Source organism: Geodermatophilus tzadiensis, from assembly GCF_003002915.1.
In the GTDB taxonomy this organism is placed as follows: domain Bacteria; phylum Actinomycetota; class Actinomycetes; order Mycobacteriales; family Geodermatophilaceae; genus Geodermatophilus; species Geodermatophilus tzadiensis.
In genome coordinates, this window is record NZ_PVTG01000009.1 from 29,089 (window position 1) to 42,100 (window position 13,012).

Annotated in this window: 14 protein-coding genes; 6 read left to right on the forward strand and 8 right to left on the reverse strand. The window is 74.4% G+C overall.

All coding sequences use genetic code 11. From position 1 onward, the window contains the following. Positions 1–39: 39 nt before the first annotated feature. Positions 40–195 (forward strand): Rossmann-fold NAD(P)-binding domain-containing protein, encoded by a 156-nt coding sequence (locus tag LY71_RS23765; protein ID WP_211297313.1) that lies wholly within the window; start codon positions 40–42, stop codon positions 193–195. Positions 196–198: 3 nt separating this feature from the next. After that, positions 199–426 carry an SDR family oxidoreductase gene (locus LY71_RS23770; protein ID WP_211297314.1) on the forward strand — a complete coding sequence of 76 codons (228 nt, stop codon included), beginning with the start codon at positions 199–201 and terminating at the stop codon, positions 424–426. A gap of 52 nt (positions 427–478) precedes the next feature. Here the strand turns inward: LY71_RS23770 and LY71_RS12695 are convergent, their stop codons facing one another. Genes LY71_RS12695 through LY71_RS12705 form a run of 3 tightly spaced genes read right to left on the reverse strand, consistent with a single transcriptional unit; the run spans position 479 to position 3,682 of the window. Next, positions 479–1,378, reverse strand: coding sequence for a carbohydrate ABC transporter permease (locus tag LY71_RS12695; protein WP_106278027.1), 900 nt, complete (start codon positions 1,376–1,378; stop codon positions 479–481). 14 nt (positions 1,379–1,392) lie between these two features. Beyond that, positions 1,393–2,340, reverse strand: a complete 948-nt coding sequence (locus LY71_RS12700; RefSeq protein WP_106278029.1) for a carbohydrate ABC transporter permease — start codon at positions 2,338–2,340, stop codon at positions 1,393–1,395. Positions 2,341–2,353: 13 nt separating this feature from the next. Then, on the reverse strand, positions 2,354–3,682 hold the full coding sequence (locus LY71_RS12705) for a substrate-binding domain-containing protein (RefSeq protein ID WP_106278031.1): 1,329 nt from the start codon (positions 3,680–3,682) through the stop codon (positions 2,354–2,356). Positions 3,683–4,049: 367 nt separating this feature from the next. Between LY71_RS12705 and LY71_RS12710 the strand changes: the two genes are divergently transcribed. Continuing rightward, positions 4,050–5,915, forward strand: coding sequence for a glycoside hydrolase family 2 protein (locus LY71_RS12710; protein ID WP_106278033.1), 1,866 nt, complete (start codon positions 4,050–4,052; stop codon positions 5,913–5,915). Between the two features lie 76 nt (positions 5,916–5,991). On the opposite strand, the gene katG is transcribed toward LY71_RS12710, so the two are convergent. Together katG and LY71_RS12720 are read right to left on the reverse strand one after the other, a co-directional pair. Next, positions 5,992–8,211, reverse strand: coding sequence for a catalase/peroxidase HPI (gene katG / locus LY71_RS12715; protein WP_211297315.1), 2,220 nt, complete (start codon positions 8,209–8,211; stop codon positions 5,992–5,994). After that, a complete protein-coding gene (locus LY71_RS12720; protein WP_106278038.1) occupies positions 8,208–8,678 on the reverse strand; it encodes a Fur family transcriptional regulator in 471 nt (156 codons plus the stop codon). The genes katG and LY71_RS12720 overlap by 4 nt, the downstream gene beginning before the upstream one ends. 167 nt (positions 8,679–8,845) lie before the next feature. Between LY71_RS12720 and LY71_RS12725 the strand changes: the two genes are divergently transcribed. The 3 genes from LY71_RS12725 to LY71_RS12735 all read left to right on the forward strand — a co-directional run bounded on the left by LY71_RS12725 (position 8,846) and on the right by LY71_RS12735 (position 11,707). Continuing rightward, a complete protein-coding gene (locus LY71_RS12725) occupies positions 8,846–9,346 on the forward strand; it encodes a GtrA family protein (protein ID WP_106278040.1) in 501 nt (166 codons plus the stop codon). Positions 9,347–9,375: 29 nt separating this feature from the next. Beyond that, a complete protein-coding gene (locus LY71_RS12730; RefSeq protein ID WP_170121336.1) occupies positions 9,376–10,569 on the forward strand; it encodes an NAD(P)/FAD-dependent oxidoreductase in 1,194 nt (397 codons plus the stop codon). A gap of 160 nt (positions 10,570–10,729) precedes the next feature. Then, positions 10,730–11,707, forward strand: coding sequence for a universal stress protein (locus LY71_RS12735; protein WP_170121337.1), 978 nt, complete (start codon positions 10,730–10,732; stop codon positions 11,705–11,707). Here LY71_RS12735 and LY71_RS12740 read toward each other — a convergent pair. The 3 genes from LY71_RS12740 to LY71_RS12750 form a co-directional block, all read right to left on the reverse strand. Further along, positions 11,676–12,137, reverse strand: a complete 462-nt coding sequence (locus LY71_RS12740) for a MarR family winged helix-turn-helix transcriptional regulator (protein WP_106278046.1) — start codon at positions 12,135–12,137, stop codon at positions 11,676–11,678. The genes LY71_RS12735 and LY71_RS12740 overlap by 32 nt on opposite strands. Further along, positions 12,134–12,415 carry a hypothetical protein gene (locus tag LY71_RS12745; RefSeq protein ID WP_106278048.1) on the reverse strand — a complete coding sequence of 94 codons (282 nt, stop codon included), beginning with the start codon at positions 12,413–12,415 and terminating at the stop codon, positions 12,134–12,136. The genes LY71_RS12740 and LY71_RS12745 overlap by 4 nt, the downstream gene beginning before the upstream one ends. Positions 12,416–12,502: 87 nt before the next feature. Beyond that, entirely contained in the window at positions 12,503–12,964 is a 462-nt protein-coding gene (locus LY71_RS12750; RefSeq protein ID WP_106278050.1) for a DUF1905 domain-containing protein, read from the reverse strand. Between the last annotated feature and the right edge of the window lie 48 nt (positions 12,965–13,012).

Genomic DNA, 13,012 nt, shown 5'->3' on the forward strand with positions numbered 1-13,012 from the left:
CCGCGCACCTGGCAGACCGCGGCGGCAGCGGACCTCCGGGTGGTCGAGGAGGCGCTGGCGGTCAACGTCGTCGGCGCGTGGCGGACGGCCGTGGCACTGGCACCGCTGCTGCGACCGGGCGGCCGCCTGGTCGACGTCTCCAGCGGCGCCGGGTCCTTCGCGGAGACCGCGGGCGCCGGTGGTGCGCCCGCGTAGTCGGTGTCCAAGGCCGCGCTGGACGTGCTCACGGTGAAGCTGGCCGCGGACCTCCGCCGCCGCGGCGTGCTGGTCGACGCGGTCTGTCCCGGGTGGGTCGCCACCGACATGGGCGGTGCCGGTGGGCGCCCCGTGGCCGAGGGCGCCGCGAGCGTCCTGTTCGCCGTCGACGTCCCCGACGACGGGCCCAGCGGGGGCTTCTTCCGCGACGGCCGCCCCGTCCCCTGGTGACCGGGCCCCGGGGGCCGCTGGTCGCCGCGTCGCGGAGGACGCTGCTCCGGGGCTACTTGATGCCGGTGTTCGCGACCCCCTGGGCGATCTGCCGCTGCAGGACCAGGAAGACGGCGAGCAGGGGCAGGATGCCGAGGACGGCGGAGGCCATGGTCTCGGCGTACTGGATCGCGGAACCACCGACCAGGCTGCTGAGCCCCACGGGGATGGTCTGCGACTTGGTCTGGGTGAGCACCAGCAGCGGCCAGAGGAAGGCGTTCCAGGACGTGATGAACGTCAGGATCGCCACCGCGGAGATCGCCGGCCGGGACAGCGGCATGGCGATCTGCGAGTAGATCCGCCACCAGCCGGCACCGTCGAGCCGGGCGGCCTCGATGAGGGCCACCGGGATGGCCCTGATGAAGGAGTGGAAGACCAGCAGGGCCACGGGGAGGGCGACCGAGGGCAGGATGACCGCCCAGTAGGTCCCCAGCAGTCCGAGGGTCCGGAACTCGAGGAACTGCGGCAGCACGAGTGCCTCGACGGGCACCATCAGGCCGGCCAGGACGAGCCCGAACACGACGTACTTGCCGCGGAAGTCGAGGTTGACCAGGGCGAACGCGGCCATCGAGCAGACCACCACGGTGAAGACGACCGTCAGGGTGGAGATGACGAAGCTGTTGACGTACCACCAGCCCAGCGGGCTCGAGTTCCACGCGTAGCTGTACGCGTCGAGGTTCCAGTCGTCCGACCACGGGGTCGTGGGGTTCGCGGCGATCTCCTCGTTGGGCCGCAGCGACGTGATGAGCGCCCACAGGAACGGGACCAGCCAGATCAGGGCGAAGAGCGTCACGCACGTGGCGGCGAGCCGGTTGAACAGCTTCCCGCTCGCGTCCTGCTCGCCGCCCCGGCGCGGGCGCCGGGTGCCGGAGCTCTCGGTACCGGCCGCGGGCGCGGCCACCACGGTGGACATCGTCGGGGCTCCCCTCAGGCGTCCGCGGAGTTGCTGCGCCGCCGGACCAGGAACCAGGCGACGCTGACGACGACCAGGACGACGAAGTAGACCATCGTCGCGGCGGCCGCGTAGCCGCCCCGGTAGGCGGAGAACCCGGTGTCGAAGATGTACTGGATGACCGGACGCGTCGTGTAGTTCGGACCGCCGGTCAACAGGATGTAGATCTGGTCGAACACCTTCAGGGACGAGAGGACCTGGAGGATCAGCACCAGGCCGATGGTCGGACGCAGCAGGGGGATGGTGATCATCCGGATCTGCTGCCACGGCCCTGCGCCGTCGAGCGTCGCGGCCTCGTAGACCTCCTCCGAGATCTCCTGGAGGGCCGCGGTGTAGAGGATGAAGTTGAAGCCGAACGTCCACCACACGGTGAGCAGGACGACGGCGAACCAGGCACCCGAGGTGCTGCCGAAGAAGTCGGGGGCGGTGAGCCCGAACCAGCCGAAGGCGTTGGTGATGAGCCCGGTCTCGGGCGTGTACATGAACGCGAAGATGAGGCACACCGCGGCCGAGGGCACGACGTACGGGGCGAAGAAGGCGAGCCGGAAGAACCACTGGTTGCGGGACATTCGCGAGACGAGGACGGCGAACAGCAGCGGCAGCAGCACCAGGATCGGTGTGGTCAGCAGCGTGAACAGCGCCGAGTGCCACATCGAGGCCCAGAAGTCCGCGTTGGTGAGGACGTCGGCGTAGTTGGACAGGCCCACCCAGCTGCCCACGCCGGCCCGCACCGTGGTGGTGTTGAAGAGGCTGATCACGAGCCCGATGACCACCGGACCGATGAGGAAGGCGAGGTAGAGGGCCAGGAACGGTGTGGCGAACAGCCACCCCGCCCGGTTCTCGGACCGCGGGGCCCGCCCCGCGGTCGCCGGCCGCGTGGCCTCGACTCCCGACCTGGGCGCCGGCAGAGCGGTGGCGGTCATGTCGGTCTCCGTCCTACACGGGTGGCCGGGCGGTGGAGAACGTCTGCAGGCTGCTGGTCAGGGCGTCGACGCCACCTGCGGGGTCGGTGGCACCGGTCAGCACGCTGGCGACGACGGAGCCCATGGCGGTCTGGAAGTCCGAGCCCGCTCCGGTGTACCAACCCGGCGGGTCGTAGACCGCGTCGAAGGCCGCCTCCGTGTAGTTGCTCTGCGGCTCGAGCGCGAGGAACTCCTCACTCTCCTGCACCGGCAGCCAGGCGGGGACGTGCCCGCCGTCCGCCCAGGTCGAGCTCTGGTCCAGCAGGCCCCTGACGAAGCGCACGGCGTTCTCGGTCCGCTCGGCAGGGCGTCCGGGACTCGCCGGGACGACCAGCGCGTGCGAGTCGGCGTAGGCGACCGGCTCGGGGCCGAGGAGGGCGGGGAAGGGGACGACGTTGAAGTCGAGGCCCTCGACGTCCCGGTACGTCGGGATCTGCCACACGCCGTCGAAGAGGAAGCCGACCTCGCCGTTGCTGAAGAGGGTCGACGACGTCGTCGCCGTGGCGGTGCGCGGCATCAGCCCCCGCTCCCCGGTGAGACCCTGCAGGAAGGCGAAGGACTCCTCCATCGCGGCGCGGTCGATCGTGACCCGGGTACCGAGGTCCTCGACGATCGGTCCGGCCAGACCGGAGTAGGTCATCAGGAAGAGGCGCCAGCAGGTCGAGGGGTCCACCGTGATCGACGCGACCGCCGCGTACTCGTTGCCGGTCGAGTCCTTCATCGTCTGGAGGGCGGCGACGAAGTCGTCGCTGTTCCTCATCGGCTTGAGGTTCTCGCCGGTCTCGTCGAGCAGGCCGGCCTGCTCCGCCAGTGCGGTGTTGTAGTAGAGGACGAAGGGGTGGGTGTCGAGCGGCACCGCGTAGGTGGTGCCGTCCACCGTGGCCTTCTCCCAGGCGGCGGGCGTGAACTCGTCCTCGGTGATCCCCGCGGCGGCGAACTGGTCGGCGACGGGCTCGAGCAGTCCGGCCTGCGCCAGCAGCGGCACCCGGGACAGGTGCGCGACGGTCACGTCGGGCGGGCGGCCGCTCGAGGTCGACAGCGCCAGCTTGGTGTAGAAGGGGTTGCCCCAGGAGAGCAGCGAGGACTCGACCGACAGGCCGGAGGACTCGCGGAAGGTCTCCAGCATGGTCGCCATGTTCTCGCCGTCACCGCCGCCGAACAGGTGCCAGAAGATGACGTCGGCCGTCCTCGGCTGCCCCCCGGAGAAGCTGGTGGCGATCGGTGACGCGCACGCCGACAGGGCGGCGGCGACCGAGAGCCCACCCCCGGCGGCGAGGAACTGGCGACGTGAGAGTCCAGTCATGGGTACGTCCAGTCCTCGCCCGGCTGCCGGTGTCCAGGACTCTGCACGGCTTCCCGGGGGAGGGCAACAGGAGGATCTTCGCCGCGGCGGGGGTGGGGCCGGACGGCTTCCGGAGGTTCCCCCACCGCGGGGGCTCGATCGACGGTGTCCGCGCTGGTGGCCTCGTCGCAGGCGCCTCGACGGGCCGTCCCGAGGAGCCACCCGACCCCGCCGCGCCGGCGCCGAGGAGGTCGACGGCCTCGACCGGACACGCCGGTGTCCGGCGGGATCCGGGGCACCTGCCAGCATCGACGGTGTGGGCATCGCCACCGGACGGCCGGCCCGGCCCGGGTGACCCGCTCGTCGACCCCCGACCCGAGGAGTGACCATGCCCGTACGCGCCAGCCGGCAGGACGGCACCCACCCCCGCCCGCAACTGGTGCGCGAGGGGTGGACCGACCTGTGCGGCACCTGGCAGCTGGCCTACGACGACGCCCGCGAGGGACTCGACGGGCACTGGGCCGCGCTGGTCGACCTCGCCGACCGCGGCGTCTTCGACCGTGACGTCACCGTGCCCTTCCCGCCGGAGTCCGAGGCGTCGGGCATCGGCGACAACGGTCCCCACCCGGTCCTGTGGTACCGGCGTGCCCTGCGGCTGGCCGACGTCGACGGGGCCGACGCGGTGCACGAGCACGGGCACCGCGTCGTCCTGCGCTTCGCCGCGGTCGACTACCGCGCGCAGGTCTGGCTGGACGGCACGCTGCTGGGCTCGCACGAGGGCGGCCAGACGCCGTTCTCCTTCGACGTGACGGACCTGCTGACGGCCGGGGACGCCGACGAGCACGTCCTGGTGGTGCGGGCGGAGGACGACCCGCGGGACGTGACCCAGCCTCGCGGCAAGCAGGACTGGCTGGACGAGCCGCACGTCATCTGGTACTCGCGCACCAGCGGCATCTGGCAGCCGGTGTGGTGCGAGGTGGTGCCGGCCGTGGCCGTGGAGCACCTGGCCTGGACGCCGGACGTCGCCGCCTCCGCCGTGCACCTGGGCCTCACCCTGCGCGAGGTGCCGGCCCGGCCGGTGACGGTGGCGGTGCGGCTGGAGCTGGAGGGCACGCTGCTGGCCGAGCACCGCGTCCGCGTGCACGAGCAGCGGACGCGGACCACGGTGGCCGTGCCCGCGCTGCTCAACGGCCAGGCGCGCCAGGACGTGACGTGGTCCCCCGAGACCCCACGTCTGGTCGACGCCACCGTGCAGGTGCTCGACGACGGAGACGGCGACGGCGGGGAACGGGTGGTCGACGAGGTCGCCAGCTACCTCGGCCTGCGCACCGCCGGCGTCGGCGGCCGGGCGTTCCTGCTCAACGGCCTGCCGTACTACGTGCGGTCGGTGCTGGAGCAGGGGTACTGGCCGGACTCGCACCTGACCGCGCCGGACGCCGGGGCGCTGCGCCGTGAGGTCGAGCTCATCAAGGAGCTCGGCTTCAACGCCGTTCGGGTGCACCAGAAGGTCGAGGACCCCCGGTTCCTGTACTGGGCCGACCGGCTGGGCCTGCTGGTGTGGGGGGAGACGGCCAACGCGTTCGCCTTCTCCCCGGAGGCCGTGCGGCGGCTCACCGCCGAGTGGCTCGAGGTCGTGCACCGCGACGTCAGCCACCCCTGCATCGTCACCTGGGTGCCGATGAACGAGAGCTGGGGCGTGCACGACGTCGCCACCGACCCGGCCCAGCAGGCCTACACCGTCGCGCTGGCCGCCCTGACCCGCGCGGTGGACCCGAGCCGGCCGGTGGTGAGCAACGACGGCTGGGAGCACACCGACAGCGACCTGTGGACGGTGCACGACTACGCCGACACCGGGGCGGTCCTCGCGCAGCGGTACGGGTCCCCCGAGGTGCGGGCCACGCTGGAGGACTTCTGGCCGGCCGGGCGCCGCGTCCTGCTGCCCGGCGCCGTCGACCGGGGGCAGCCGGTGATGCTCACGGAGTTCGGTGGCGTCCGCTACACCCCCCGGCCGCCCGAGGAGGTGCCCGTGGAGCGCACCTGGGGGTACTCCAGCGCCGAGGACGCCGAGGACTTCGCCGCGCGGCTGGAGGACCTGCTGTCGGCCGTGCACGCCTCGCCGGTGCTGGCCGGGTTCTGCTACACCCAGCTCACCGACACGATGCAGGAGGCCAACGGCCTGCTCGACGAGCGGCGGGAGCCCAAGCTGCCGATCGAGCGGCTGCGCCGGATCATCACCGGCCGCCGCGAGGACTGAACCCCGATCGCGTCGGCCGGACGCGCGGACGCCCCGGCCCGCGGGTGCGGGCCGGGGCGTCCGGTGGAGGGGGCGCCTACCGCAGGTCGAAGCGGTCGTTCTCCATGACCTTCACCCACGCCGCGGCGAAGTCCTGCACGAACTTCTCCTTCGCGTCGTCGGCCGAGTAGACCTCGACGATGCCGCGCAGGATCGAGTTCGAGCCGAACACCAGGTCGGCGGCGGTGGCGGTGCGCACGACGGTGCCGTCGGCGTCCAGCCCCTCGTAGACGCCCTCGGTGTCGACCGAGGTCCGCCACGAGACGCCCAGGTCGAGCAGGTTGCGGAAGAAGTCCTGCGACAGCACGCCCGGGCGGTCGGTGAACACGCCGTGGCGCACGCCGCCGGTGTTCGCGCCGAGCACCCGCAGGCCGCCGACGAGCAGGGTCATCTCCTTGGCGGTGAGGCCGAGCATGTAGGCCCGGTCCACCAGCAGCGTCTCCGGCTCGAGCTTGCTGCCCGGCGCGATCCAGTTGCGGAAGCCGTCGGCCCGCGGCTCGAGCCAGCGGAAGTTCTCGACGTCGGTCTGCTCCTGGGAGGCGTCGGTGCGGCCCGGGGAGAAGGGCACGGTCACCGGCACGCCGGCGTCCGCCGCGGCCTTCTCCACCGCCGCGGTGCCGCCGAGCACGATGAGGTCGGCCAGCGAGATCCGCTTGCCGGTCTGCTGCTCGAACTCCGACTTCACCCGCTCGAGCACCGGCAGCACGTCCCGGACGCCCTCGTTGACCGCCCAGCCGAGCTGCGGCTCGAGGCGGATCCGGGCGCCGTTGGCGCCGCCGCGCATGTCGGTGCTGCGGTACGACGCGGCCGACGACCACGCGGTGTGCACCAGCTGCGGGACGGTCAGGCCGGAGGCGAGCAGCCGCTGCTTGAGGTCGGCGACCTCCGCCTCGCCCACGAGCTCGTGGTCGACGGCGGGCACCGGGTCCTGCCAGATGAGCTCCTCGGCCGGCACGTCCGGGCCGAGGTAGCGGGTCTTGGGGCCCATGTCGCGGTGCAGCAGCTTGAACCAGGCGCGGGCGTACTGGTCGGCGAAGTACTCGGGGTCGTTGTAGAAGCGCTCCGAGATCGCGCGGAACCCGGGGTCGGCGACGAGGGCGATGTCGGTGGTCGCCATCATCGGCGGGTTCTTCTTGCCCTCGACGTGCGCGTCGGGCACGAGCTCCTGCGCCTCGGGGTTCTTCGGCTTCCACTGCTTGGCGCCGGCGGGGCTCTCGGTGAGCTCCCACTCGTAGCGGAAGAGCATCTCGAAGTAGGTGTTGTCCCACGTCGTCGGCGTCGGGGTCCAGGCGCCCTCGAGGCCGCTGGTGATGGTGTCGGACCCCTTGCCGGTGCCGTGCTGGCTGATCCAGCCCAGCCCGTTGCCGTGCACCGGGCAGCCCTCGGGCTCCGGGCCGACGAGCTCGGGGTTGCCCGCGCCGTGCGTCTTGCCGAACGTGTGGCCGCCGGCGATGAGCGCGACGGTCTCCTCGTCGGTCATCCCCATCCGGCTGAAGGTCACCCGGATGTCGTGGGCGGAGGCGGTCGGGTTCGGCTGGCCCTTCGGGCCCTCCGGGTTGACGTAGATCAGGCCCATGGTGACCGCGGCGAGGTGGCCCTCCTCGAGGTCGAGCGGGGCGTCGCCGGCGTAGCGCTCGTCGCCGAGCCAGGTGTCCTCCGGGCCCCAGAAGACCTCCGGGGGCTGCCAGGTGTCCTCGCGCCCGAAGGCGAACCCGAAGGTCTTCAGGCCCATGTCGTCGTGCGCGACGTTGCCGGCGAGCAGCAGCAGGTCGGCCCAGGACAGCTTGCGGCCGTACTTCTGCTTGATCGGCAGCAGCAGGCGGCGGGCCTTGTCGAGGTTGGCGTTGTCCGGCCAGCTGTTGAGCGGGGCGAAGCGCTGCGCGCCGGTGTTGCCGCTGCCGCGGCCGTCGGCGATGCGGTAGGTGCCGGCCGCGTGCCAGGACATCCGGATGAACAGCGGGCCGTAGTGGCCCCAGTCGGCCGGCCACCAGTCCTGCGAGGTGCGCATGACCTCCACGAGGTCGCGCTTGACCGCCTCGACGTCGAGCTTCGCGAACTCGGTCCTGTAGTCGAAGTCCTCGCCGAGCGGGTCGGAGCTCTTCGCCGGCCGGTTGAGCACCGACAGGTCGACCTGGTTGGGCCACCAGTCCCGGTTGCTCTGCGGCCGCCGGTTCGTGGCGGGCGTCGGCGACTTGATCGCCGGGTTCTCGCTCTCGCTGGTGCTCTCGCTGTTGACCTTGTCGACCTCGTTGGTCACGGTCTCCCTCTCTCTGCTGGGGGGTGGGCGGGCGAGTCGGGGAGCTGACCGGCCGCGCAGGACGGGCAGCGTCCCCAGTAGACGACCTCGGCCTCGTCGATCACGAAGCCGCCGTCGTCCGAGGGGGTCAGGCAGGGCGCGACGCCGGTGGCGCAGTCGACGTCGACGATCGCGCCGCAGGACCGGCAGACCAGGTGGTGGTGGTTGTCGCCGACGCGCGCCTCGTAGCGCGCGACCGAGCCCTGGGGCTGGATGCGCCGCACCAGCCCGCTGTCGGTCAGCACGCGCAGCACGTCGTACACGGCCTGGTGCGACACCGCACCCACGCGCTCGCGGGCGGCGCCGATGAGCGTCTCGGTGTCGACGTGCGGATGGGCGTGGACGGCGTCGAGCACCGCCAGGCGCGGGCGGGTGACCCGCAGCCCGGCCGCGCGCAGGGCGCGCTGGAGGGCTGCTGCGTCGGGCACGGCGGCATCCTGGCGCGTTTCCTGGAACGAGTCAAGAAACGAGCCGGCACCGGCTGTGTCGCCCCGGCCCCACCGGGAGGTCCCGGAGCCGGCCGGCGGCCGGGAACCGGGGGACGCCCCGGGTCCTCCCCGATGTGCCGCACCCGGTCGGGCAGCAGCCTGGACGCATGGCACGAACCGCCCCCGGCCGAGCGGCGACGGGCGCGTCCCCGCCGCTCCGTCCGGCGCCCACGCCCGCCGGCGACTCCACCCCGGCCCAGTTCGCCCGGTTCGTCCTCGTCGGCGGCTCGGCGAACGCGGTCTACGCCGGCCTCTTCCTGGTGCTGGCCCCGCTGGGGGACCAGGCGGCCAACCTCGTCGGCGTGGTGGCGTCCACCGCGCTGGCCAACGAGCTGCACCGCCGGCTCACCTTCCGCGCCGGGGACCGGGCCGGCTGGGCGGCGGCGCAGTGGGCCGGTGGAGGCCTGGCCGTCGCCGGGCTGGCGACCTCCAGCCTCACCCTGGCCGCCCTGGAGAGCTGGGCGGACCCGGCCGGGCCGCTCGTGCCGGTGCTGGCGGTCTGCGCGGTCAGCGGCGCGGTGGGGCTCGTCCGCTTCGGAGGGCTGCGGTGGGTCCTGGTCGTCCGTCCGGGACCGGGCGCGCGGGTGCCTGCGGTACACACCTCCTGACAGGAGCACCGACCAGGAGGGAGGCGCACGTGACCCGTGGCCCGGTCCCGCTGTGGCAGGACGAGCCGTACCGCCCGCGGTCCCCGCTGGCGGGCGAGGTGCGGGCGGACGTCTGCGTCGTGGGTGCCGGCGTGGGCGGGCTGGCGACCGCCCGGCGGCTGGCCGACGCCGGGCTGTCGGTGGTCGTGCTCGACCGGCACGAGGTGGCCTCCGGCGCGAGCGGCCGCAACGGCGGCTTCTTCATCGCCGGCGCCGCGCCGATGTACCACGAGACCCGCCGGCTGTGGGGCCGCGAGCGGGCGGTCGCCGTCCACGCCGCGACCCTGGCCGCGCAGCGGGAGATGCTCGCGGTGGCCGACGCCGTCGGCGCGCGCTCGCACTTCCGCGTCGGCGGGCTGCTCCGGCTCGCCGTCGACGCGGCCGAGGCCGACGACGTCCGGGCCAACGCCGCGGCGCTCGCCGAGGACGGCTTCCCGGGGCAGCTGGTGGCCGGCGACGACCTGCCGGCCCCGCTCGCGCGTCCCGGCCGGGCCGGGCTGTTCTTCCCCCACGACGGGTCGGTGCACCCGGTCCGCTGGCTGCGGGCGCTCGCCGGCGCCCTGGAGACCCGCGGGGTGCGGTTCTTCGAGCACTCACCGGTGGTCGCGCCCCCGGCCGGCGACGGCGACCGCGTCTGCGTGCGGACCGCGGCCGGTGCGGTGCGCTGCGACCGGGCCGTGGTGGCCGTGGACGGCGACCTCGCCGCGCTGGTGCCGTCAGCGGGAGCGGTGCGCCCGCGGCGGCTCACCATGCTCGCCACGGCACCGCTGTCCCGGACGGTGCTGCCGTTCCCCGTCTACGCGCGCTTCGGCCACGAGTACGTGCACCAGACGGCCGACGGCCGGATCGCGCTCGGCGGCTTCTCCGACCTCGACGGCGACGCCAGCTGGACCGATCGCGCCGAGGTCTCCGCTCCGGTGCAGGCGCGCCTGGAGCGGTGGCTGGCCGAGGAGCTCGGGGTGGACGCGCCGGTGACCCACCGGTGGGCGGGTGTCGTGGGCTTCGCCGCGGACCCCCTGCCGCGGTGCGGGCCGGTGCCCGGCAGCGACGGGCGGGTGTTCGCCCTCGGCGGCTACAACGGCACGGGGCACGTGCAGGCCTGGGTCGCCTCCCGCGTGGTGGCCGACCTCGTCGTCACCGGCGGCAGCCCGTCCGCCGGGCTGTACGCGGCCGTCGACGCCTGAGGGCCGGTCAGCGGCCCTGCCGGCGACCGGCGGGCGGGGCGCCGGCGTGTGGGGCCGCCGATCCAGCGCGGCGAACGGACCCCGTCCGGAGGTGGTGTCGCGTTACGGTCCACCCGCTGCGAGCCGGGCCACGGCGAGGCCCCTGCAGAGGAGGTCGATCGTGCGCGACGACGACGGACGGGCCACCGGGGCGCTCCCCGGCGGCGGGCGGCCGGTCGTGGTCGGCCTCGGCCCGGGCGACGACGACGGCGACGCGCTCGTCTGGGCAGCCGCCGAGGCCGCGGTGCGCCAGGTGCCACTGCGGGTCGTGCACGTCGTCGCGCACCGGTTCGTCCTCGACCCGTGCGGCGTCCTCCTGTCGGTCGACGGCCTGTCCGGGGTCACCGCCGCGGCCGCCGAGGAGGTCGGGACGGCCCTCGACCGGGTCCGGTCCGTGGCGTCGGGGACCCCGGTGTCCGGGCGCGTGCTGGTCGGCGCGCCGGTGCCGCTCCTGTTGGCGGAGAGCCGGGCGGCGGGACTGCTGGTGCTCGGCGGCCGGGCCCGTCGCCCGGCCGGCCGGGTGTCGTCCCGGGTCGCCGCGCGCGCCGCCTGTCCCGTCGTCGTGGTGCGCGACCGGCCGCGGGTGCCCGCGGGGCCGTGCCGGCCGTCGGTGGTGGTCGGGGTCGGGGCGACCGGGTCGTGTGCCCCGGCGCTCGGGTTCGCCTTCGCGGCGGCGGCGCAGCGCGGTGTCCCGCTGACCGCGGTGCACGCCTGGGGGGTGGACCTCCCCGCCGACCTGGAGGGGGCCTGCGGCGCGCCGGCGGTGGCCGAGGGGGAGGCCCGGGAGGCCCTCGAGCGGGCGCTCGCCCCGCTGCGCCGGCTCTTCCCCGACGTCCCGGTGCAGCGGCGGGTGCCCTGCGCCGACCCCGCGGCGGCGGTGACCGCGGCGTCGTCCGGTGCCGCGCTGGTCGTCGTCGGGGGCCGCCGGCGCGGCCCGCTGCGCCGGGTGCTGTCCCGCTCGGTCGGCCGCGAGGTCGCGCTGCGCGCACCCGCCCCGGTGGCCGTCGTCGGCGCCGACCTGGCCGCGTACCGCGTCCCGCCCGTGCCGGGCGCGCGCCCGCAGGCCGTCAGGCGGTCTCGTGCCAGGCCGGCAGGGTGAGCGCGGCGTCCATCCGCCGCAGCTCGTCGCGGTGCAGCGCCGCGAGCCGGCCGAGGAGGGCGTCCCCCCGGGCGGTGAGGGCGACCCGCACGGCCCGGCGGTCGTCGGGGTCGGGCGTCCGCGCGACGAGGTCCTGACCCTGCGCGCGGGTGACCAGCTCCACCACGCTGTGGTGCCGCAGCTGGAGCCGCTCGGCCAGCTCGCGGACGGTGGCCCACTCGCGTCCGGGGAAGCCCTTGAGGGCGAGCAGCAGCTGGTACTGCTGCGGCGTGACGCCGTGCTGCCGCACGGTCTCCTCGCTGAAGCGCAGATAGCGCCGGATGGCGGCGCGGAACCGGGCCAGCGCCTCGAAGTCCTCCTTGGTCAGGGGGTGGTCGGAGGTCGTCCCGGAGGGGTCCCGCCCGTCATCGCGCGCGGGCCCCGCGGTCACGACTCCCCGGCGGGGCGGACGGCGTCGAGGTAGCCGTCGTAGCTCGCGGCGACGTCCTCGAGCTCGACGACGTCGGGGAAGTCGGCGGCGTCCTGGTGCTGCAGCAGGAAGTCGACCGTGCGGCGGACGAGGTCCTCCTCACCGTCCGGGCCGACGCCGAGGTCCTCCAGGACGCCGGGGGAGAGGCGGAACCAGGACTCGGTCCCCTCACCGTCGCCCTGTAGGCGGACGACGAACTGGTGGTCGCCCTGCGCCTCGACCTCGACGGCCTCGCTCATGCGTGCGGTCCCCTCTCGCGTGTCACCGGCGGTACCTCGGGTCACGATACGCCCGGCGGGGTCCGCGCCGGCCGCACCGGAGGCAGGTCAGGCCAGGGCGGCGAGCACCTTCCCGACCCGGCGGGCCCGGGTCTCGTCCGTCGTGGCGCCGGCGACGGACTCCGCGTGCGCCCGCTGCCTGCTCGGGGAGAGCGCGCCCCAGGCCGCGGTGGCCGCGGGGTCGCCGGCGAGCGCCGCGGCCAGGGCGGGCGGCACCTCGACCGTGCGCGGCGCGTCGTCGACCCGGAGCCGGACCTCGACCTCGTCGCCGGCGTCCCGGCCGGTGGCCGCCCGCGTCGCGGCGTTGAACGACACGAGGTACCGGCCGCCCATCGAGGCGATCGTCGTCCGGTAGGTGTACCCGCCGTCGACGGTCACCTCGACCGGGACCCGCTTGCCCCGGCCGAAGCCGAGCACCACGTCCTCGGGGACGACGATGCCGACGTTGTTGCCGCCGGCCGCCCACAGCGTCGTGCGGAAGACGGCCTCGGCCGGGGGCGGGGTGCTCATCGCGGTCTCCTCGTCAGTCGTGCCGCTCGTCCTGCTGGGACCGGTGGC

Bases quoted from the DNA above. Each gene is read 5' to 3' on its own strand.
- LY71_RS12695 (WP_106278027.1), bottom strand. From the start codon at position 1,378: ATGTCCACCGTGGTGGCCGCGCCCGCGGCCGGTACCGAGAGCTCCGGC.
- LY71_RS12700 (WP_106278029.1), bottom strand. From the start codon at position 2,340: ATGACCGCCACCGCTCTGCCGGCGCCCAGGTCGGGAGTCGAGGCCACG.
- LY71_RS12705 (WP_106278031.1), bottom strand. From the start codon at position 3,682: ATGACTGGACTCTCACGTCGCCAGTTCCTCGCCGCCGGGGGTGGGCTC.
- LY71_RS12710 (WP_106278033.1), top strand. From the start codon at position 4,050: ATGCCCGTACGCGCCAGCCGGCAGGACGGCACCCACCCCCGCCCGCAA.
- LY71_RS12725 (WP_106278040.1), top strand. From the start codon at position 8,846: ATGGCACGAACCGCCCCCGGCCGAGCGGCGACGGGCGCGTCCCCGCCG.
- LY71_RS12745 (WP_106278048.1), bottom strand. From the start codon at position 12,415: ATGAGCGAGGCCGTCGAGGTCGAGGCGCAGGGCGACCACCAGTTCGTC.
- LY71_RS12750 (WP_106278050.1), bottom strand. From the start codon at position 12,964: ATGAGCACCCCGCCCCCGGCCGAGGCCGTCTTCCGCACGACGCTGTGG.